At 49.8% G+C, this 18305-nt stretch carries 18 protein-coding genes; 12 read left to right on the plus strand and 6 right to left on the minus strand.

Annotated features, from left to right (window positions below; all coding sequences use genetic code 11):
- Nucleotides 1–340 precede the first annotated feature (340 nt).
- From B157_RS0129275 to B157_RS0129290, 3 genes are all read right to left on the minus strand, one after another.
- Nucleotides 341–1120: a DUF481 domain-containing protein gene (locus B157_RS0129275; RefSeq protein ID WP_020606869.1), complete on the minus strand. Its 780-nt coding sequence runs from the start codon at nucleotides 1118–1120 to the stop codon at nucleotides 341–343.
- Between the two features lie 199 nt (nucleotides 1121–1319).
- A complete protein-coding gene (locus B157_RS0129285; protein WP_026309050.1) occupies nucleotides 1320–1934 on the minus strand; it encodes an NADPH-dependent F420 reductase in 615 nt (204 codons plus the stop codon).
- Between the two features lie 249 nt (nucleotides 1935–2183).
- The gene (locus B157_RS0129290) at nucleotides 2184–2954 is read right to left on the minus strand and encodes a type 1 glutamine amidotransferase domain-containing protein (protein ID WP_020606871.1); all 771 of its coding nucleotides are present in this window, start codon (nucleotides 2952–2954) and stop codon (nucleotides 2184–2186) included.
- A gap of 126 nt (nucleotides 2955–3080) precedes the next feature.
- Here B157_RS0129290 and B157_RS0129295 point away from each other — a divergent pair, with 126 nt between their 5' ends.
- Nucleotides 3081–3440: a winged helix-turn-helix transcriptional regulator gene (locus tag B157_RS0129295; protein ID WP_020606872.1), complete on the plus strand. Its 360-nt coding sequence runs from the start codon at nucleotides 3081–3083 to the stop codon at nucleotides 3438–3440.
- 53 nt (nucleotides 3441–3493) lie between these two features.
- On the opposite strand, the gene B157_RS0129300 is transcribed toward B157_RS0129295, so the two are convergent.
- Genes B157_RS0129300 through B157_RS0129310 form a run of 3 tightly spaced genes read right to left on the minus strand, consistent with a single transcriptional unit; the run spans nucleotide 3494 to nucleotide 4835 of the window.
- Complete coding sequence (locus B157_RS0129300; RefSeq protein WP_020606873.1) at nucleotides 3494–4102, minus strand: hypothetical protein; 609 nt, start codon at nucleotides 4100–4102, stop codon at nucleotides 3494–3496.
- Nucleotides 4093–4557 carry an RNA polymerase sigma factor gene (locus B157_RS0129305; protein ID WP_020606874.1) on the minus strand — a complete coding sequence of 155 codons (465 nt, stop codon included), beginning with the start codon at nucleotides 4555–4557 and terminating at the stop codon, nucleotides 4093–4095. The genes B157_RS0129300 and B157_RS0129305 overlap by 10 nt, the downstream gene beginning before the upstream one ends.
- Complete coding sequence (locus tag B157_RS0129310) at nucleotides 4554–4835, minus strand: hypothetical protein (RefSeq protein WP_020606875.1); 282 nt, start codon at nucleotides 4833–4835, stop codon at nucleotides 4554–4556. Before B157_RS0129310 ends, B157_RS0129305 begins: the two co-directional genes overlap by 4 nt.
- Nucleotides 4836–5380: 545 nt before the next feature.
- Here B157_RS0129310 and B157_RS0129315 point away from each other — a divergent pair.
- Genes B157_RS0129315 through B157_RS0129365 form a run of 11 tightly spaced genes read left to right on the plus strand, consistent with a single transcriptional unit; the run spans nucleotide 5381 to nucleotide 18255 of the window.
- Nucleotides 5381–5776 carry a response regulator gene (locus B157_RS0129315; RefSeq protein ID WP_020606876.1) on the plus strand — a complete coding sequence of 132 codons (396 nt, stop codon included), beginning with the start codon at nucleotides 5381–5383 and terminating at the stop codon, nucleotides 5774–5776.
- A 33-nt stretch (nucleotides 5777–5809) separates the two neighbouring features.
- Nucleotides 5810–6979 carry a sugar transferase gene (locus B157_RS0129320; RefSeq protein ID WP_020606877.1) on the plus strand — a complete coding sequence of 390 codons (1170 nt, stop codon included), beginning with the start codon at nucleotides 5810–5812 and terminating at the stop codon, nucleotides 6977–6979.
- Complete coding sequence (locus tag B157_RS0129325) at nucleotides 6958–7905, plus strand: glycosyltransferase family 2 protein (RefSeq protein WP_020606878.1); 948 nt, start codon at nucleotides 6958–6960, stop codon at nucleotides 7903–7905. Before B157_RS0129320 ends, B157_RS0129325 begins: the two co-directional genes overlap by 22 nt.
- Before the next feature lie 12 nt (nucleotides 7906–7917).
- A complete protein-coding gene (locus B157_RS0129330; protein WP_020606879.1) occupies nucleotides 7918–9111 on the plus strand; it encodes a glycosyltransferase family 2 protein in 1194 nt (397 codons plus the stop codon).
- Nucleotides 9112–9137: 26 nt separating this feature from the next.
- Complete coding sequence (locus B157_RS0129335; RefSeq protein WP_020606880.1) at nucleotides 9138–10637, plus strand: O-antigen ligase family protein; 1500 nt, start codon at nucleotides 9138–9140, stop codon at nucleotides 10635–10637.
- Nucleotides 10624–11823 (plus strand): glycosyltransferase, encoded by a 1200-nt coding sequence (locus B157_RS0129340; RefSeq protein WP_020606881.1) that lies wholly within the window; start codon nucleotides 10624–10626, stop codon nucleotides 11821–11823. Before B157_RS0129335 ends, B157_RS0129340 begins: the two co-directional genes overlap by 14 nt.
- 37 nt (nucleotides 11824–11860) lie before the next feature.
- Nucleotides 11861–12694 carry a TolC family protein gene (locus B157_RS0129345; protein WP_020606882.1) on the plus strand — a complete coding sequence of 278 codons (834 nt, stop codon included), beginning with the start codon at nucleotides 11861–11863 and terminating at the stop codon, nucleotides 12692–12694.
- Between the two features lie 4 nt (nucleotides 12695–12698).
- Nucleotides 12699–14918, plus strand: coding sequence for a GumC family protein (locus B157_RS0129350; RefSeq protein ID WP_020606883.1), 2220 nt, complete (start codon nucleotides 12699–12701; stop codon nucleotides 14916–14918).
- A 5-nt stretch (nucleotides 14919–14923) separates the two neighbouring features.
- Nucleotides 14924–16366 (plus strand): MOP flippase family protein, encoded by a 1443-nt coding sequence (locus B157_RS0129355; RefSeq protein ID WP_020606884.1) that lies wholly within the window; start codon nucleotides 14924–14926, stop codon nucleotides 16364–16366.
- A 17-nt stretch (nucleotides 16367–16383) separates the two neighbouring features.
- Nucleotides 16384–17340 carry a hypothetical protein gene (locus B157_RS0129360; RefSeq protein ID WP_020606885.1) on the plus strand — a complete coding sequence of 319 codons (957 nt, stop codon included), beginning with the start codon at nucleotides 16384–16386 and terminating at the stop codon, nucleotides 17338–17340.
- Nucleotides 17341–17382: 42 nt separating this feature from the next.
- A complete protein-coding gene (locus B157_RS0129365; RefSeq protein ID WP_020606886.1) occupies nucleotides 17383–18255 on the plus strand; it encodes an alpha-1,2-fucosyltransferase in 873 nt (290 codons plus the stop codon).
- Nucleotides 18256–18305 lie beyond the last annotated feature (50 nt).

Here is an 18305-nt window from a genome sequence, read left to right on the forward strand (position 1 = left end):
CAGGAAATTAGGTTGTTGTTGCAAAGCTTGAAACTCATCATACCGGGCATCAACGAGGGCATGTAATTCTTCTCTGGTCATGGGAACAAGGGCTTTTTGAGGCTATGTCAACAAGATACTGGTATTTTTGAAATGCACCCGTTGTAGACAAGCTGCACCCCGGCTATCAGCAGACCACCCGTTAGGGAAATCATTACGGGAAAGATAAGTTGATTATCGGACGTTTTCATTATCCACTACTCATTTTACCACCCTGAAGGTTCCGGTTGCTCATTCCGTGCGTGTAGCCCCGTTTATAACGAGAGGTTGCGGTTCATGGGCCACTCAGCACAGCCGGTTTTCATCGGTGGTGGAGTTTTCGTATGTTGTACGACAGCCCAGCGGTTAGGATTTTGTCGTCGGCCCTGATGTGCGTAACCACCACGTTCTCATGGATGTAGGTGTACAAAGCGTTGAATGCCAGCCCCCGCCAGATGGGGAAGTCGAAGCCCACGTCGAACTGCCAGCGATAGTTAACCCCATCCGAAAAAGCCGGTTGCCAAAAGGCATCGTAATAGAGTCGCAGGTGATTATCGAGCAGGTAATGTCCGCCACCCAGCCAGGTGGTAGCCCGCCAGCGTGCGATGGTGCTGGAGCCATTATAGGCCGCTTCATTAAACATACTGGCCGAGAAACGGGTCTCTTCATACACAACTCCCACTGAGGCTTTCAGTACGTGTTGACGGCGGTTGACAAGTTGTACGGTGCTGCCCGCCCCTACAAAATACCGAAAGGCAATGCTACGCCGGAAGTTAGTTGAAACATAGCCTATGCCAAATGGATATACCCGTTGCCAGGGCCGGAAATACACGTAGTTTCGACTGAAGAGATCGTTGTCTGCTTTTGTAGAGTAAAACGACTGATACAGACTGGAATTCTGCGATTTAAAGACCCAGTTGCGGGTGGGCGAGAGGGTGAAATCGAGCTTTCCCCGAACGGTCGTGACGTCTACGTTTCCCTGCTGTACGCTGCCCGTCAGCGAAGCCCGTACCTGTACCAGTGTAGTGTCGCTCTCGTTAAGCTGAGCCAGGGTGGAAGCTGCAGTGAGGCATAAAAGAAGCAGCCAATAAATAGAGTTCATAAAAACAGTACCTGTTTTATTGCGCCGTTTTTGACATATGCTTTTGCCATACTTTCGCTCTGCTGATACGGCTTCATCAGCACGATGAAAGGGCTTAACACACCAGCTTCTTCATTAAAAGCAAATGTTAAAAAAAGTCATCCCTATCCAGGTGAGGATGCGGGAAATGGGTGGCTGGAAAATGAGTAGTGCAGACAGGTTAGCGTGTCACAACCTTCAGCGCGAAATGCCGACCCAGGCCACCGCTGAAAGCCAGTGTAATCCATACGAAAGCCAACTGCTCAACTAAGTCGATTTTGGTGTCGTCGCCCAGGTCGTAGCAGTCGGCAAAGCCCAGTTCGCGGGCCAGCAGTAGAACGGTTTCTTTCGCTTCCTTACTGCTCCCGGCCATAAACATGGCAGTGCTCTCACCCTGATAAACGGGGTCGATCAGGTTCTCAAACCCGGTCGTGTTGAAGCATTTAACAACGTCGGTGCAGCCTGTAAGGACTTTAAGTGCCTGCACCGCATTCGGATAATCAGGCGTACCGATCGAGCCGTTGGTGGCATCTATGATGTATTTACCCGTTACTGGGCCAAGTTGCGTGGCTACTTCCACTACCGCTTTAGCCGGTACGCTCACCACAATCAGATCCCCTGCCTGAGCCGCTTCCGAAACCGAATGCGCCGTGATGGTCGGGTACTCAGTCAGCAAACGGTTTGCTTTAAACATAGCGGGATTGCGAACGCCGAAGAAAATGCGATGACCTTTTTTTGCCCAGCCTTGAGCCAGTGCTCCGCCGATGTTACCGGCTCCTACAATAGTGATGTTCATGGGTTTATTGCTTAAAAGATTTTTATCATGCTGTTGAAGCCGCATCAGTGGAGCGAAAGCCTGCCTGCGGAATGAGTACTAAAAGAAATGCTCCTGCACCATTTCTCCATTGGCAATTGCCTGCCCCATACCCAGCGTGGCGCCGTTGAGAAGGGGTGTTTTTTACATTATTGCGCAAACAAAGCGTTAACGGAGGATTTTATAGAGGACATGAAGACATACGAAAACCGCCGTGTTTCGATGAAATGGCTATTCTCCCAAAGCTTCGATAATCGCTTTGGCGGTTTCGGCTCCGCTGAAGTTCTGCTGACCCGTGATGAGATTGCCATCCCGAATAGCGAATCCGCGCCAGAGACCCGCCTGCACGTAGTTGGCCCCGAGTTTTTTTAGTTCATCTTCAATCCTCCAGGGCATCACATGCTTATCGCGGGAGAGCAGGCCGTACTCCCAAACGGCGTTATCGGCGAAGTCTTCCTCGACATTGGCAAAGCCTGTAACGGTCTTACCCTTAGCTAAATACTCACCGTTCGAGAGTTTGGCATACCGCAGAATGGCCGTGCCATGACACAGGGCGGAGGTCACTTTACCCGATTCGTAGAATTCCACAAATTTGTTTTGGAGGTCAGCTGCCTTCTCGAAGGTAAACATCGGAGCTTGTCCGCCCGCTACCACGAGTGCGTCGAAATCAGCTACGTTCAGTTCCGAAACGGGTCTGGTGTTATCGACTAACGAGCGCAGTTTTTCGGTATGAATGAAGCCCTGAGAGATAAGATCGGTGGCAGAATAGCCGCTTGCATCATTGGGGTCGCTCATGGCATCGGCTTCGCACTTACCCCCGTTGAGGCTGAAGAGTTCGACTACGTAGCCTTTTTCGGTAAATTCGAAGTAGGGGTGAGCCAGTTCGCTCCACCAGAACCCAACCGGCCAGCCTGTAGTAGTCGAAACGGCGGAGTTGGCAATGACGATAGCAACGCGCTTGGGGCATTGGGTGTTAACGAGATTGGGGTCTTTTAAACTCATGGGTGCCAGGTTGTTTTTGATTAACCCGAGCAAATATAAAAGGTGCTATATATCTTTGTAAGGTATATACACAGAAGTGTGATACTATCATTTTAGAGAGTGTTTGTAAATCAAGTACTTATAGTCATGCCGGATTTTTTGTACGACGGAAAGCTCTATTACAATCCAGTTGAGTTTGCGATGAACCACATCGGTGGAACCTGGAAAATGCCTATTTTATGGCGGCTAAACAAGCAGGTGATGCGCTATAGTGCCCTCAAAAAATACCTGCCCCACATCAGCCACAAAATGTTAACGACCCAGTTAAGGGAACTGGAAAAACACGGGTTTATTTCCCGCATGGTATACCCGGTAGTGCCCCCGCATGTCGAATACAGTATCACTGAAAAAGGACGCCGGGTTATTCCGGTTATTGAGACGATTCGAGCGTTCGGGCGAGAGCTGATGGATGAGCTGGGGATTCAGGAAGGAAAACAGGTAAGTTGAAGCAGATCACAATCCATAGCCGCTTTGGGCTGTGGAGCAGGAAATAAATAGACTTAGAGCTGTTCCAGGGTGTTTAGGGCTTCTTCCAGTTTTGCGATCAGTGCAACACATTGACGACTGGCTAAAAACCGCTTCGTTGCCTGGCTAGCCCAGCTGATTAGTGCCGTCGAGATAACGATAATCAGTATCGCAACGGGATCACTAATAATAGTAGCCAGTTGCTTTCCTCCATACGTAAGCGCAGCCATCAAACTACCCAGGAAGACAACGGGCGCATAAAAAGCAATAAAATTGCACTGAAAGGTATTGATTGCACGAATAAACACAAGCGATGTACGAATAGCTTCGGCGGTTTGGAGCGCTAGATCCGGGAGTTTGAAACGGGAGAATTGTATCGTTTGAAATCCACTCAGAATCAGACAGTACGACCAGATCATCCCGATTGAAAACACATATTCGGGCTCATTAACGTTCAACAGCGCAAACAGGGGCGTGATCACCGTAAACGCTGCCATCAGGACGTACTGCCGTTTGTAGGCTTTCAAAAGTTTGTTAATATCACTCGTGGATTCTTTTTTGAGTTCGGCCAACAAATCAACTTTCGCATACGAAAATTCTGACGTTTGCCAGTTCATTGCTTTCCAGCGGTCAGTCAGTTCCATAGTTTATCAATTTTTTGTCGGATTCGATGCAGTTTGGTGCGCACATTGCCAGGGCTGATGCCCAATGTTTCGGCGATTTCATCATTCGTGTAGCCATCCATACTCATCACAATCAGGGTTCGATCCAGCGGGTTTAATTGCTGTAGCACATATCGGAGTTGATCGTCGGACTCAAAGGGGGTTGGATTGCCTTGAATGGCTTCATCCAGTTCTGTCGATACCTGCTGTTTTCGGTCGTTGAGTTTCGTTATAGACACGTTGAGCCCAACGCGGTACAGCCAGGTCGAAAATCTGGCATCGCCCCGAAAGTTCGGGAACGACTTCCAGGCCTGTAGTAAAATCTCCTGGTGCAAGTCGTTCCGATCTTCGGTTTGATCCGCATACAGATACACCAGTTTGTTGAGTAATGACTGGTGCATCTGTATCTGGTTGATAAATTCGTCCTGGAGCGTCAACGTAGGTTTCGCTTGCGCAATTCGTTGGTAATAGCTTTTCCTTTTTTGGCGTACTCGTCAAGTGCCGGAATCATAGCCGCTGTGGTACTGAACAGAAAATATTGCTCTGACACAAAGGTCATTGCCACAACCATCGCGATGAGTATGTAGACTACGGCCATTATCTGCCGGTTTTTGGTACGTCTAATGAGTAATTGTTCATCGGATAGCTGCTCAACCGGGAGTTTCGCATACGGGCAGGAGATACCCCGCTGCTGTCTGTTTAGGCGTTGTTGCATGGTGTAATATGGTTTTAATCAGATTAGTACGAAAAGAGGGCAATTTGTTACACACTACACTATTACCTCGCCGATTCTATTTTGCGCAGTTCCTGCCAGTGCTGCATGCCGCTCTCCAGATTCTTGTTAAATCAATCAATTCCGGTTTCAGTACTTGTCGTCTGTACCATACTCCCAAAGGTTAGCCGGTATGGGATGGACTGAGAACAAATCGTCCAGCCTTTAATTCGCCGAAGGAATGCCCGACAGGCCGGGGCTACGTAGCGATAGTAGTTACCCCGCTAATAAAGTAAGTTGCTCAGCCTCGTTAAGGTCGATGCATCGATTGCATCCTATACCATAGATAATAGTTAAGTACCAGGCTGATTTGTTACTGATAAGTGGTATTTGTGAGTTAAAAAAATAATATTTATAGTTACTTATAGTTATATTTTGTAGCAAAATAACCGCCTAGTTTATTAATTCATATTTTTGATAAATAAATCTATTATCTTAGAGGGGTAAATGACTATTTTTATAACAAAAAGTTCACTTAATTATATACTATGAGTAAGATTTATCATTTATTGGTGGTGGAAGATGACTCTTTCATTCGTAAAGTCCTGCGTCAGACGCTCAAATACGATTTTGAAGTAACAACAAAAGAAAATGGTATTGAGGGTGTATCATGGCTGGAGGCAGGCAATCCCGTTGACATAATATTGTCAGACATCCAGATGCCTCATATGGATGGAAAAGGTTTGATAACGATGCTGAGAGCCAGTCCGGTCTTTAAAAGAGTACCGATTATCATCTTATCGTCTCTTACTGATAGTGAGACACGAATAGCCTGCTTAAATATGGGGGCAGATGACTATATCATTAAGCCTTTCAATCCGCTGGAAGTAAAAACTAAGATTAACACTGTCTTAAGGCGGTTGGAGTACAACCCCCTTAGTTAACTTTCTACATGAAGAAACGCTCTTTTATGCATCATGCAAGCTATGAAAGAAAATAGTCAACTTTTTCGGGTGCTTTATATTGACGATGATGATAAACGAACTAAGGCATTTCGTCAGTCATTTCACCCTCAAATAGAGGTTATCGATGTATTCGATAACCAAGCTGCGGTCTGCTGTTTAGACGATAGTCAATTCATTGACCTGATCGTATATAGTGATACGTTAGACACCCGGGGCTTCCTCAGTACGTTGAAAGCCAGACGCAACTGGACTAAAATCCCGATTATACTTTTAACAGATCGTGAGACCGTTGACCTGACAGCAGATCCCTATCATGGTTACGTTATTGATGTCTTTCCCTTCAACTATTTAAAGTCGACGTTTCAGATTCGTCTTGATTATCTTATTCATAAAAAGACGTACCAACAGAATGCAGAGAGTATCAACAAGTCGAAAAAGGTGCGTATGCCCGTTGGAAAAAGGGCATTTGACATTGGTCTTTCCCTGTTGTTATTAATCATGGCATCACCTTTGCTACTACTGGTTATGGTGCTGATAAAGCTGGATTCACCGGGAGCTATTCTGTACAGTTCCAAACGGGTGGGTATGGGGTTCAGGATTTTTAATATGTATAAGCTTAGAACGATGCGTATGGGGTCCGATAAGTTGTTGGCTACCATGGCATCGCAAAATATGTATGGTAGTGTTGCCGAGGAGAAGCCCGTCGACTTCTTGTGCGAGGATTGCCAATTGGCCGGTCGAGGTTGCCAACGACCTCTTTTTTTGGATCAGAAGCAGATTTGCGAAATTGTTTATCAGGGAGAACAGCAGGCCAAAGCCATGTTCAGCAAGTTTAAAGAAGATCCGCGTGTGACACGGCTGGGCAAAATTCTACGCAACACCAGTATCGACGAGCTGCCTCAGTTATTCAACATTCTGCGGGGCGACATGTCATTTGTTGGTAATCGGCCCCTGCCGCTGTATGAAGCCGAAAAGCTGACGAACATTGGCTATGCCCGTCGCTTTGCGGCACCAGCCGGTTTAACGGGTTTATGGCAGGTAACGAAGCGCGGGAAAGCAGCTGTTTCTGACCAGGAACGGATTCATCTCGACGTGCTGTATGCCAAACGTTTCTCATTCCGGGAAGACATGATTATTCTGTTACGAACCTTTAAAGCGGTATGGCAAAAGGAGAACGTATAACGACCAAACCCGTTATTTCGCTGATTACGATTAACTACAAACAAGCCGCCGTAACCTGCGATCTGTTAGAGTCTACTCGTGCCCTAACGTATCCTGCTATTGAAGTGATTGTTGTTGACAATGGCTCGAAGGACGATATCGCCGAACGAATTCAGCAGGGAAATTACCCAAACGTTGTCCTGGTAAAAAGCCTCGAAAACCTGGGTTTTTCGGGTGGGAATAACCTGGGTATTCAGCACGCCAGGGGTGACTATTACTTTTTTTTGAACAATGATACCATTGTTACGCCAGACTTGCTGGAGCAACTACTCATTCCCTTTGAAGAGGATCCTGGCGTAGGCGTGGTGTGCCCCAAGATTCGCTTTCATGATGAACCTGCCATCATTCAATATGCGGGTTACCACCCGTTGAATCAATATACAGGACGTACCTGGCCGGTGGGTCTGATGGAACTGGACCGGGGGCAGTATGACCAGTCGGGGCCAACCTGGTTTGCCCATGGAGCGGCCATGCTGGTCAGCCGTTCGGTACTGGAACGGGCTGGTTCGTTCGATAACAGTTTCTTTCTCTATTATGAGGAACTGGACTGGTCGTCGCGCATCCGACGGGCTGGATTTCAAATCTATTACCAGGCCAAAGCCCTCATTTACCATCGTGAATCGATGAGTGTAGGGAAGGCCAATCAACTGAAAGTATACTACCATACCCGCAACCGGTTGTGGTTTATGCGCCGGAATGTGTCCGGCCTGCCACTACGTATTTTTTACCTGTATTATTTCCTGTTAGCACTCCCCAAAGCCTTGATTCAGTACGCTTTCCCCTGGCAACCCACCTACCTGAAGGCGGTAAAAGACGCCATTGTCTGGAATATTCACCATCGGGCCACACCGCTTCTATCCCCACCATTATCCCCAACGGGCTTTTAATCGACTCACCGAATGAAACTACTACTCCTGATCTGCGTTGGACTGGTGGTCTACACGTACCTCGGCTACGGCCTGATTGTGTGGCTGCTCATTCGTCTGCGCCCTAAAAAACAATCGGTTCTGAACCAGGTGGGCGATTTTTTGCCTGATGTTACGCTGGTGATTCCGGCCTATAATGAACTTAATTGTTTGCCCGATAAAGTGGCCAATTCACTGGGTCAGCTCTATCCTCGTGAGCGCATTCGTTACCTGTTCGTTACTGAAGGATCGACGGATGGGTCAGATACCTGGTTGCACACCCATTTTGGGGATTCCGTCGACATTCTGGGTGGTACGGAACGACGGGGGAAAGTGGCCGCCATTAACCGGGCCATGCAGCAGATTACAACGCCCATTGTTGTGTTCACCGATGCCAACACGCAGCTAAACCCGGAAGCCATTGGAAATATTGCCCGGCATTTTCAGGACCCGACGATCGGAGCCGTAGCCGGTGAAAAACGGATTCAGACCGCAAAGGATGAATTAGCGGCCGGTTCGGGCGAAGGGCTTTACTGGAAGTACGAATCGCAGCTAAAGCGGTGGGACGCCGAACTATATACTATTATGGGGGCGGCCGGCGAGTTGTTTGCTATTCGGACCGAGCTGTACGAGCCGATGTCGCCCGACACCATCCTGGACGATTTCATGCTTTCCCTGCGCATTGCCGAACGGGGATACCGGGTCGCATACGAACCCGAAGCCTATGCTTTGGAACGGCCGTCATTTTCCATCATTGACGAACAGAAGCGGAAGATTCGTATTGCTGCGGGCGGCTTTCAGTCGATGGTTTGGCTAAAGTCGTTGTTAAATCCGTTTCGCCATGGTTGGCTGACCTTTGAGTATGTTTCGCACCGGGTGATGCGTTGGGCCGTAACGCCATTTTGCCTGCCCCTGATTATTCTGCTCAACGGCCTGATTGTTATCCGCGATGGCATGAATTCTGTATGGGGATTACTGTTCGCAGGTCAAATTGCCTTTTACGGAGCCGCTCTGTTGGGCTACATTCTGGAGAAACGACAACTCCGGCTGAAGGCCGTTTTCGTGCCGTTCTACTTCACGTTCATGAATGGGTGTGCGCTGGCCGGTTGGGTACGCTACCTGCGGGGCAAGCAGTCCGGAACGTGGGAGCGGGTTCGCCGGGCGAAAGCCATTGATGCATTGACTTAATGACTCTATAGCTGCTTACGTGCATTATGGCCACTTTCGCCCCTTCTCTGTTCCGCCCTTTATCGGGAAGTTTCTGGCTCTACAGCCTGATAGGAGGGGTGTATATGATTGGGGCAGGCTACCTGATTAGTCGGATGGGGCCAATGGGCGCGGGGGTAGTGATTGTGGGGCCTATTGCCCTGGCACTGGTGGCGGTGGTGTTGGCAGAGCCTCGTTTTGGCTTGTTCCTGTATGTGCACCTGAGCTTTCTAACCGGTTTTTCGCGTTTTATTTCGGTTCCGTTCCCCATTGGGTTGATCATTGATGGTTTACTGGCACTAACCCTGGTGAGTGCCCTCGTGAATGGCCAGCGCATGAACTGGCGCGGGCTGCGCAATCCGGCTTTTGTACTGGTTGCCATCTGGTTTGGGTATACGCTGATCGAACTGCTGAATCCTGAAGCCCCTTACCGGCCAGCCTGGTTTTTTCACGTCCGCCCTTTTTCCATGCACTGGTTCATCGTTGCCCTTGTCGTGTTGGTGGTTCCGATTACCCGACGCGATATTGGCAGGTTGATGAACGGATGGCTGATCTGGTCGTTTTTTGGGGCGCTCTGGGCGTTCAAACAGCAATACTTTGGCCTTAGCGCAGCCGAAGTAGCCTGGCTGAACACGGGTTTTAATGCCGTGACTCACATCCTGTTTGGTCAGCTTCGCTGCTTCTCCTTTTACTCGGATGCCGCCCAGTTTGGAGCCGAAATGGGCGGGGTTACCGTGGTGGCGCTGATTCGGGTATTCGAAGAAAAAAAGCTAGTCTATAAAGCAGGGTTCGCCCTGTTGGCACTCATCTACTTCTGGGGGTTCGCCGTTTCGGGAACGCGTAGTGCTTTTTTCGTTATGCTGGCCGGGTTTCCGTTCTACCTGCTGCTTAAGCGCGATTTTCTGAAGCTCCTTATTGGCTCCATAATGGCTACGCCACTGATTTTATTGTTGCTCTTTACCAGCGTAGGCAGCGCCAACTACCAGGTGCAGCGCATGCGTTCCGCCCTGACGCCGATGAATGACCCCTCGTTTATTCTGCGACTTCAAAACCAGCAAAAGCTCAAATCATACCTGGCTAATTTCCCATTTGGAGCAGGCATTGGTACATCAACCGATATGGGAGCGCGGTTTTCGCCCTGGCATTGGGCGGCCCAAACCCCGCCCGACAGCTGGTATGTGGAACTCTGGATTGAAACGGGTCAGGTTGGGCTTACACTTTACCTGCTCATGCTCGCAGGACTGATTGGTCTCGGTGTTTACCGGGTCTGGCAATTGAAAGATCCCTGGTTGATTAAAATTATGTTCGCCTTCCTGGCTGAGTTTGTGGGAATTGCCGTCATGGGTTACTCGAATCCGGTATTGGGTCAGTTCCCGACCGACACCATCATTTTTATCAGTACGATACTGGTGGCTTCCTGCAATCGGTGGGACATTCCATCCGCGCAGCCATCCTATAATTTATCGCCTTACGCAACGCTTGACGTCGACCGGTATGGAGCAATTTGACAGCATAATCTGCATATCGCAGACTACCTGGAAAGGGGATTTTCAAAAAGCAGTGGTTCAGCTTATGACAGAACTGTCCGCCCGGCACCGGGTACTTTTTGTTGATTACCTGTATACGGCGAAAGATATACTAACCGGTCGTCATGACGTGCCGGTTCGCCAGATCCTGTTTGGGGATTCGCTGACAAAAATAGATAACAGACCCGGCGAAGAATTATACGTTTGGACACCCCCTGTCATTTTACCCATCAATAAGCTGACGGCTAAAGCGCACGACCATTTTCTCCAGTGGAATATCAGTCGGCTGGTGGGTAGTCTGCGCTCGCTGATGGAGCAGCTGAATATGCATCGGCCGCTGGTGATCAACGCGTTTAACCCAACCATTGGGTTGCCAATGCTGGGTCAGCTAAATGAGTGCGCTACGATCTATTACTGCTTTGATGAGATAACGACCGCCGGCGACTGGATGAGTCGGCATGGTCAGCGCTTTGAGGACGTTTATATGCAACGAGTCGACGCCGTTGTAACGACGTCGGAGACCTTACGGCAAGCCAAGTCTGCAGTACAGCCGAACACGTACTGCGTGAAGAACGGCGCCAATTTCGATCTATTTAACCAGGCCCGGCAGTTGGCGCAACAGCACCCACCCGCAAAGCCGATTGTCGGGTATCTGGGCTCAGCGGATAACCGGATCGACATTGACCTGATAGCTTATTGCGCCAGGAACCTCCCCGACGTTGAGTTCCAGTTTATTGGCGAGGTGCATGAGCCGTTATTGTTGCAACGGTTGCAGCGCTTTCCCAACGTAACGTTTATTCCTCCCCATCAACCGGCGGAACTCCCACCGTTGCTGGCAAAATGGCGTGTTGGTATTATTCCGTTTGTCTGCAACAAGCATACGTACACTATTTATCCCCTGAAAATCAATGAGTACCTGGCGGCAGGGTTATCGGTTGTTGCTACCCCTTTTTCGTTACTGGATGACTTTGGCGAAGTCATTGAGATCGCTGATACCTGCGAGCAGTTTGTGGAAGCGCTACAACGCGCGTTAGCCGCCAACAATGCACAACAGGTGCAACAGCGGGTTGACATGGCCCACCGTAACTCCTGGACTGAACGCGCCCACGAGTTCGAAGCCGTTATCAAGCGCATTCCCCGCGCGTGGCAACCGGTATTAGCCTCCTGACAACCTAACCACTTTATTTTATTTAGGCTTGCTATCTATGAAGACACAAGTACATGATTCAGCTCGTTTCCCTATTGCATCCTTTCTATGGAGCCTGGTGCTATGTGGATTGATAGGCTCCACCTGTCAGGGGCAGGGAAACATACCCACGGCTCCGGGTGCGACCGTCAGCCAGGCCGTTGAGTCGTTGTCGGCTACCTCGCCAGTAGATAGCCTGACGTTTGATTTTAACCAGGATATTGGCGTGCAGCTCATTCCGTTCGATGAGATGTACCAAATGGCGCTGGCTTATTCGCCTACCGTCAAATTTGAGGGTGCAGTTGCCAGTTCGCAGGAGGCCGCCTTTCGACTGGCAAAACTCCAGGTGCTGCAAAACATGACGGGCTTTGCCAACTATTCAACGGGTAATCAAGCCATCATCTCAACCGGAACAGCGGCCGTTTCGGATCAATTGGGGCAGATCTCCAACGGGTACCGGACAGGGGTCAATCTGGTGGTTAGTATGCATGATTTGTTTGGGAGATCCCAGCAGATTCACCTGGCCCGATCAAACTATGAAGCGACCATGGAGCGAAAGCGAACGGCAGCTATTCAGTTGAAGCGCGATTTATTCAACCTCTACCAGGACCTGCTGCTGTCGCAGCGAATATTGAAAATCCGCCTGCAGGACGACCAGTCTTCGCTGGCGGCCTACCGGATTGCCGAAGTGGAACTGCAAAAAGGAAAGATTACACCCGAAGCCGCTGCCTTTAACAGCAACCGCTACGCCGAAACCCGCACCACCGTGGAACAGGCCAAAACGCAGCTTATCAAAAACATTTATGCGCTCGAACTCGCAGTGGGCGTACCTATCCGTCAACTAAAACGCTAGCAGCATGATGAACTTTCAGGAACTTGGGCGGCTCTTCAGGCAACACCTTATCTGGTTTATTCTTTTCCCGTGCCTGGGCGCGGGAGCCATCTATTTTTTCATGCGGAACGAATCCCGGCAGTACAAGACCAAAGCAACCTTGTATACCGGATTTACATCGGGCTACTCACTACGCGCTGCCGAAGAAAACTTTCACGTCGATTATTCGGGAGTCAGCAACGCATTTGACAATGTACTTACCACGCTGAACTCAACCCAGACCTTATACCAGGTAGGTATCAACCTCCTGAGTGAGCACCTGTACCTAACCAAACCCGCCGAACGGCAGCTCTCTACCGCTAGTTTTCAGCGACTGCAACAGGCCATTCCCGCTACGCTTCGCCAGACCCTGATTGCATCCGGTTCGCCAGAAATTACCCACCAATTGATCGATAGTCTGGCCCAGAGCCAGACGGATAACCCCGTTCAAAAACTACTGATCCGGTCTGGCTCGGACTATACGGCGGATGTGATTGGTAAACGGCTCAAATCGTCCCGCAGGGGGGCCAGTGACATGCTGGATCTGGAATATGACGCGGAAGATCCGGCCATTGCGCAGCAAACCCTGAGTCTGGCCATTGCGGAACTGAACAGCCGGTATTCACTGCTGAAACGAAGTGAAACAAATCCGGTCGTTACCTACTACCAGGACAACGCGAAAGCAGCCAAAAAACGACTCGATCAGGCTGAAACCAAATTGCGGTCCTTTAATGTAGCGCACAACGTACTGAACTTTGAGGACGAGATGAAGAACCGCTCCCTCACGCGCGATGCACTGGTAGCAGAATACAATGAGGAAATGATGCGCAACCGGGCAACCAAGGCCTCTATGGATGCCCTGGGCCAGCGCATGACGCAGGGCGGCACCCTGCTGAAGATCAACACGCAGTTAACCGATAAGCAGGCGGAATTGATGGCGGCTGAATCGCAGTTGATCAATGCCCGCGCGAATGGTAAGACCCAGGCCGTGCTCGATAAGGTTCAGGCCCGTGTTGACCAGCTTGCTGCCGAATTGAAAGTAATCGCCCAGAACTACTTTGCCGCTGACAACTCCTCCGAGTCGATTCCCCGGCTGAATCTGATCAGTAACTGGCTCGACAAACTGCTTGGGTACGAAGAGTCATCGGCACGGTTGACGGCGTTGAAGAAACGCATGGAAGATTACCAGGCCGAAACGACTACGTTTACCCCGCTGGAATCGGAACAACGGCAGTTGATTCGTGATATGGACGTGGCCGAAAAGGAATACATGACGTTAGTTCAGTCGCTAAACCAGGCCAACACGCACCGGCAGGATATTTCCATCGACGGTAGCCTGTCGGTGCTGGACCCACCCGCCTTTCCGCTGGTCGCTCAACCCGCCAAACGCTGGCTATATATGGCACTGGGTGCGGGTGCGGGATTGGTGGTTGCGCTGTTACTGGCCGCCTTCCGCGCCCTGGCCGACAAGCGAATCAATTCGCTCGAACAGGCGGAGCGACGCATTGGCTCGCCTATTTCCATTGTGTTTCCAACCGTTAAAAAGTTTGGTGTCAATTCCCGGGCCAGCCGGGCCGCTACCAGTATGTTCGAGCAGCTGGCCAACGCCATTAATCTGGCGGTGGATCAACGTAATGTACCCTCGTACCCGCCCATTATCACCTTGTTCAGCACACGTAGTAAACAGGGGAAAACGTGGCTGGCGCATGGGTTAGCCCGACTTTACGCCGAATCGGGTGAGCAAATTGCCTATTTATACCCCCGGATTAACGATACTGACGCACCATTCGAGCAGGAAAATATCTCGTTCTTCCCCTATGCCTTGCAGGCTAACTTCATGAACATTCGGGAACCCGAAGACTTGCTAACCAACCAGGAACCCCTCTTTACATCGACATATAATAAGATCATTCTGGAACTACCCCCGCTGGTTAGTCGGCCGATTCCGCTGCACCTGGCCAAATTGAGTGCTGTTTCAATACTGATACTGATGCAGCAAACCGTATGGGGACGGCGGGATAAGCAGTTGTACACGCAGTACCTCAAGGCGATTGAACAGCCCGTTTTGGTGGCGTTTAATAAAGTAGACGAAAGCAACGTCGACGCACCTACCCTCAACGACATGGAGCAGGGCTTACCCCGTACCAAGCCACTTGATGCGCCTACGGCAGCATCGACGAAAAAGGAGAAACTACTAAACCGCTAATTACGATGGATCACAAGCAGCAGGCCATCAGTGGTGGCAAATGGATGAGCTTTTCAACAACCTTATCCACTCTTTTTCAGTTTGGGCAGGTGGCACTATTGGCTCGTCTGCTGGAACCGTCCGTTTTTGGTATCGTCAGCGTCAGTACCCTTATCATTGCGTTCTTCAGCATTTTCGCCAACCTGGGCTTTTCCAATTCCATTATTTACAAGCAGGAAGAGAACCAGCAGGTATTGTCCACCATTTACCTGCTGAATCTAAGTCTGGGGTTAATCGTTGGTGCGGTTGTCTTCATGAGCTGGCCGCTGGTGGTGGCCTATTACAAAGAACCCCGACTGGAGCCGGTCATCAAGCTGTCGTCGCTCTATTTTGTTATCGTATACATTGGGCAGATCTATTTATTTCTGTTACAGAAAGAACTGCGTTTCAAGGCCGTGGCGACCATCGACATCGCTGGCACAATCGTTGGCAGTTTTACTACTATTCTGCTGGCATATCTGGGGTTTGCCGAGTTGGCGCTGATTTATGGTCAACTGGCCCAGCAAACGCTCAAATCAGTGCTGCAACTGGTTTACGGCTCGCCCTTGTTTTCCCCGGTTTTACGCCTTGACCTAAGCCTTATCAAAGACCATTTGCGGTTTGGGCTGTACAACGTGGGCGATGGCATTGTCGGGTTTATTCAGGCCAATTCCGACAATATCCTGGTCGGTGGTATGTTGGGCGTCAAGCAATTAGGCTACTATACCTTAGCGTCACAACTGGCGGTTTTTCCCATTTCAAAACTAAGCCCGATTGTGCTTCAGGTGGCTTATCCCATTCTGGCCCGCCTGAAAGGGGATACCGAAGAGCTAAAGAAATCGTACCTAACGATTCTTGATTTACTTAGTTCGGTCAACTTACCGCTACTGGCGGGCTTGTTTATCATGGCAGATAGTGTGGTGCCCCTCCTCTACGGTCCAGGATGGGAACCCACCATATTGCTCATTCGGATTTTTGTTTTCGTCAGCGTTTTTACGTTTCTCAGCAATCCACTGTTCACCCTGGCTTTTTCAAAAGGCAAACCCAAACTGCTCTTTTTTCTCAACGTAGCCACGCTGGTCGTTAAAATACCGCTCGTGTATGTATTCGCTTATTACGGAGGAGTTGTGGGTATTGCCCTGGCATTTATGACGGCTACGCTGATTAACCTGATCCTGAACTTCAGGATTGTTCACTCGCTGATTGGTCCTTTTCTGGGCAGGTTCTTTCAGGCCCTCACCAGGCCCGCTCTGTTTTGTCTGCTGATGGTGGTGGGTATCTGGGTCTACAAATACTACACTGACTCGTCAGTCAGTGCAGCCAACATCATCGTACAAATCGCTTTAGGGGGCGCCATCTACATCGGTCTCACCCTTCGGTATCGATTCCCGCTGGCCGAACTGAAAACGCTGGGAAAAGCAATTGGATAAACCAGCCCGGAGAAACTATGCAACGACTTATTTTAAAATCGCTATACGTAGTGGCCTGGATGAAGTACCCGAAACTCCGGAAGGACTTACGCTATTTTATCCGCGATAATTACTATTGCAAGCTGCTTCAGGGCCGGTTTGTGTTGCAGGATTACGTCCTGAAAAAGACGTACAAGATCATTAGCTATCAGGGCGAATTTGATCAGGAACTTCGTTACGTGATTCCATTTGCCTACTGGCATTACTTAAACGGTACGCTGAAAAAGACCATTTCCGCCAGAGGCACCCAGGCGTTTTATTTTTTTAGCGAGGACCACGAAGAGCGATTCGCCAAACGGGTCTGGACGGAGTCGTATGCGCACTACAACGTGCCTAACATGACGCATAGCAACGCGTACAGCTTTCGGAACTGGGCGCAGGTGCCTTACAAAGCCCACTACCAAAACGATACGTTTGTGTTCGACAAACCCCTGCTGGTCATCGCCAACAAATACAATATGGAATGGGATCAGCCGCCAATTAATTTTCTGGATATCCCCACGCTCAACCGCCTTATTCAGACCTGCAGGGACACGTACCAAATCGTTTACAACAGGCCGCAACCAACGCATATTGTGGGGGATAACAGCGAGACCATGTCGCTCAACGAACATGCATGGCTCCGGCAGATGCATCCGGATGTGCTACTGATGGATGACCTGTATACCCGCTATCATCCGTCGATTGTGCCCACGTACAACCATCTTCAACTGATGGTTTACGCCAACTGTAACCATTTCATATCCATGCATGGGGGTACGGCCGCTCTGGCCAGCTGCTTCGGAGGCACCAATATCATTCTATCGAACCCGGACTGGGGATTTGAACACGCGTTCAACGAATACGCAACGCTGTTTCCCCGACTGTCGAACGCGACCATTTTGCTCGCCCGCGATCGGGAGGAAGTTTTTAGCCATTTGAGTACTCATTTCTAAGCGAAACAGACCACCGAAGACACCTATAACGATACTATAGTCATGATCATCAGCCGAATAACCAGTGGTTTAGGCAATCAGCTTTTTCAATACGCGGTTGCCCGACACCTCTCCTTAAAAAACAAAACGTCTTTGTACGTCGACCTAAGCTATTACTTATACCAGTATCACGACGATACCTCGCGCAACTTTAAACTGGGTAATTTTTCCGTGCCCTACCATACCCTCCAGCAATCGCCTGTCGAATACGTTTCCAAAGCGACAAAGCTGCTGCCCAACCGGAGCTTGCGGCCTTTTTTCCTGTTTCAGAAAGAGCGTCAGTTTCACTTCGATGAGCAGATTCTACAGTCACGTGCCGGGTGCGTTATTCTTGAGGGGTTCTGGCAGTCGGAAGCGTATTTCCGCGACAATGCTGATACTATCCGGCGCGACTTACAGTTGAGCGGTACACCCAGTCCTGAATTTAATCAGTACAGGGAGTTGATTCGTGAAACACCCATGTCGGTATCAATCCACGTCCGGCGGAGCGATTATGTGAACCACCCGGAGTTCAGCCAAACGTTCGGCTTCGTGGGCATTGACTATTACAAACGAGCCATTGAGCTGGCTCGGAAGGAACTGGCCAATCCGCGTTTCTTTGTCTTCAGCGATGATAAGGAGTGGTCTAAAACGAACTTGCCCCTGGGTGAAGACAGCGTCTTCGTGCAGAATACGGGCCTCAACGGCGACGTGGCGGACCTGGTTTTGATGAGCCATTGCCAGCACCATATCATAGCCAACAGCTCCTTCAGCTGGTGGGGAGCGTGGCTCAATCCAAACGCCGGCAAGCTGGTGATTACCCCAAAAAATTGGTATAAAAACAAACCTGCCTGGAACACCAAAGACCTGCTTCCTCCCACCTGGCTGTCGATTTAGTTGTTGGTCATTGAAGATTGGTCATTTGCCCTGACCAGTAACCAATCCAG

This window comes from Spirosoma spitsbergense DSM 19989 (genome assembly GCF_000374085.1).
Taxonomy (GTDB): domain Bacteria; phylum Bacteroidota; class Bacteroidia; order Cytophagales; family Spirosomataceae; genus Spirosoma; species Spirosoma spitsbergense.

Coding starts and splice junctions, on each gene's coding strand:
- B157_RS0129275 (WP_020606869.1), bottom strand. CDS start 1,120: ATGAACTCTATTTATTGGCTGCTTCTTTTATGCCTCACTGCAGCTTCC.
- B157_RS0129285 (WP_026309050.1), bottom strand. CDS start 1,934: ATGAACATCACTATTGTAGGAGCCGGTAACATCGGCGGAGCACTGGCT.
- B157_RS0129290 (WP_020606871.1), bottom strand. CDS start 2,954: ATGAGTTTAAAAGACCCCAATCTCGTTAACACCCAATGCCCCAAGCGC.
- B157_RS0129295 (WP_020606872.1), top strand. CDS start 3,081: ATGCCGGATTTTTTGTACGACGGAAAGCTCTATTACAATCCAGTTGAG.
- B157_RS0129300 (WP_020606873.1), bottom strand. CDS start 4,102: ATGGAACTGACTGACCGCTGGAAAGCAATGAACTGGCAAACGTCAGAA.
- B157_RS0129310 (WP_020606875.1), bottom strand. CDS start 4,835: ATGCAACAACGCCTAAACAGACAGCAGCGGGGTATCTCCTGCCCGTAT.
- B157_RS0129315 (WP_020606876.1), top strand. CDS start 5,381: ATGAGTAAGATTTATCATTTATTGGTGGTGGAAGATGACTCTTTCATT.
- B157_RS0129320 (WP_020606877.1), top strand. CDS start 5,810: ATGCAAGCTATGAAAGAAAATAGTCAACTTTTTCGGGTGCTTTATATT.
- B157_RS0129325 (WP_020606878.1), top strand. CDS start 6,958: ATGGCAAAAGGAGAACGTATAACGACCAAACCCGTTATTTCGCTGATT.
- B157_RS0129330 (WP_020606879.1), top strand. CDS start 7,918: ATGAAACTACTACTCCTGATCTGCGTTGGACTGGTGGTCTACACGTAC.
- B157_RS0129335 (WP_020606880.1), top strand. CDS start 9,138: ATGGCCACTTTCGCCCCTTCTCTGTTCCGCCCTTTATCGGGAAGTTTC.
- B157_RS0129340 (WP_020606881.1), top strand. CDS start 10,624: ATGGAGCAATTTGACAGCATAATCTGCATATCGCAGACTACCTGGAAA.
- B157_RS0129345 (WP_020606882.1), top strand. CDS start 11,861: ATGAAGACACAAGTACATGATTCAGCTCGTTTCCCTATTGCATCCTTT.
- B157_RS0129350 (WP_020606883.1), top strand. CDS start 12,699: ATGATGAACTTTCAGGAACTTGGGCGGCTCTTCAGGCAACACCTTATC.
- B157_RS0129355 (WP_020606884.1), top strand. CDS start 14,924: ATGGATCACAAGCAGCAGGCCATCAGTGGTGGCAAATGGATGAGCTTT.
- B157_RS0129360 (WP_020606885.1), top strand. CDS start 16,384: ATGCAACGACTTATTTTAAAATCGCTATACGTAGTGGCCTGGATGAAG.
- B157_RS0129365 (WP_020606886.1), top strand. CDS start 17,383: ATGATCATCAGCCGAATAACCAGTGGTTTAGGCAATCAGCTTTTTCAA.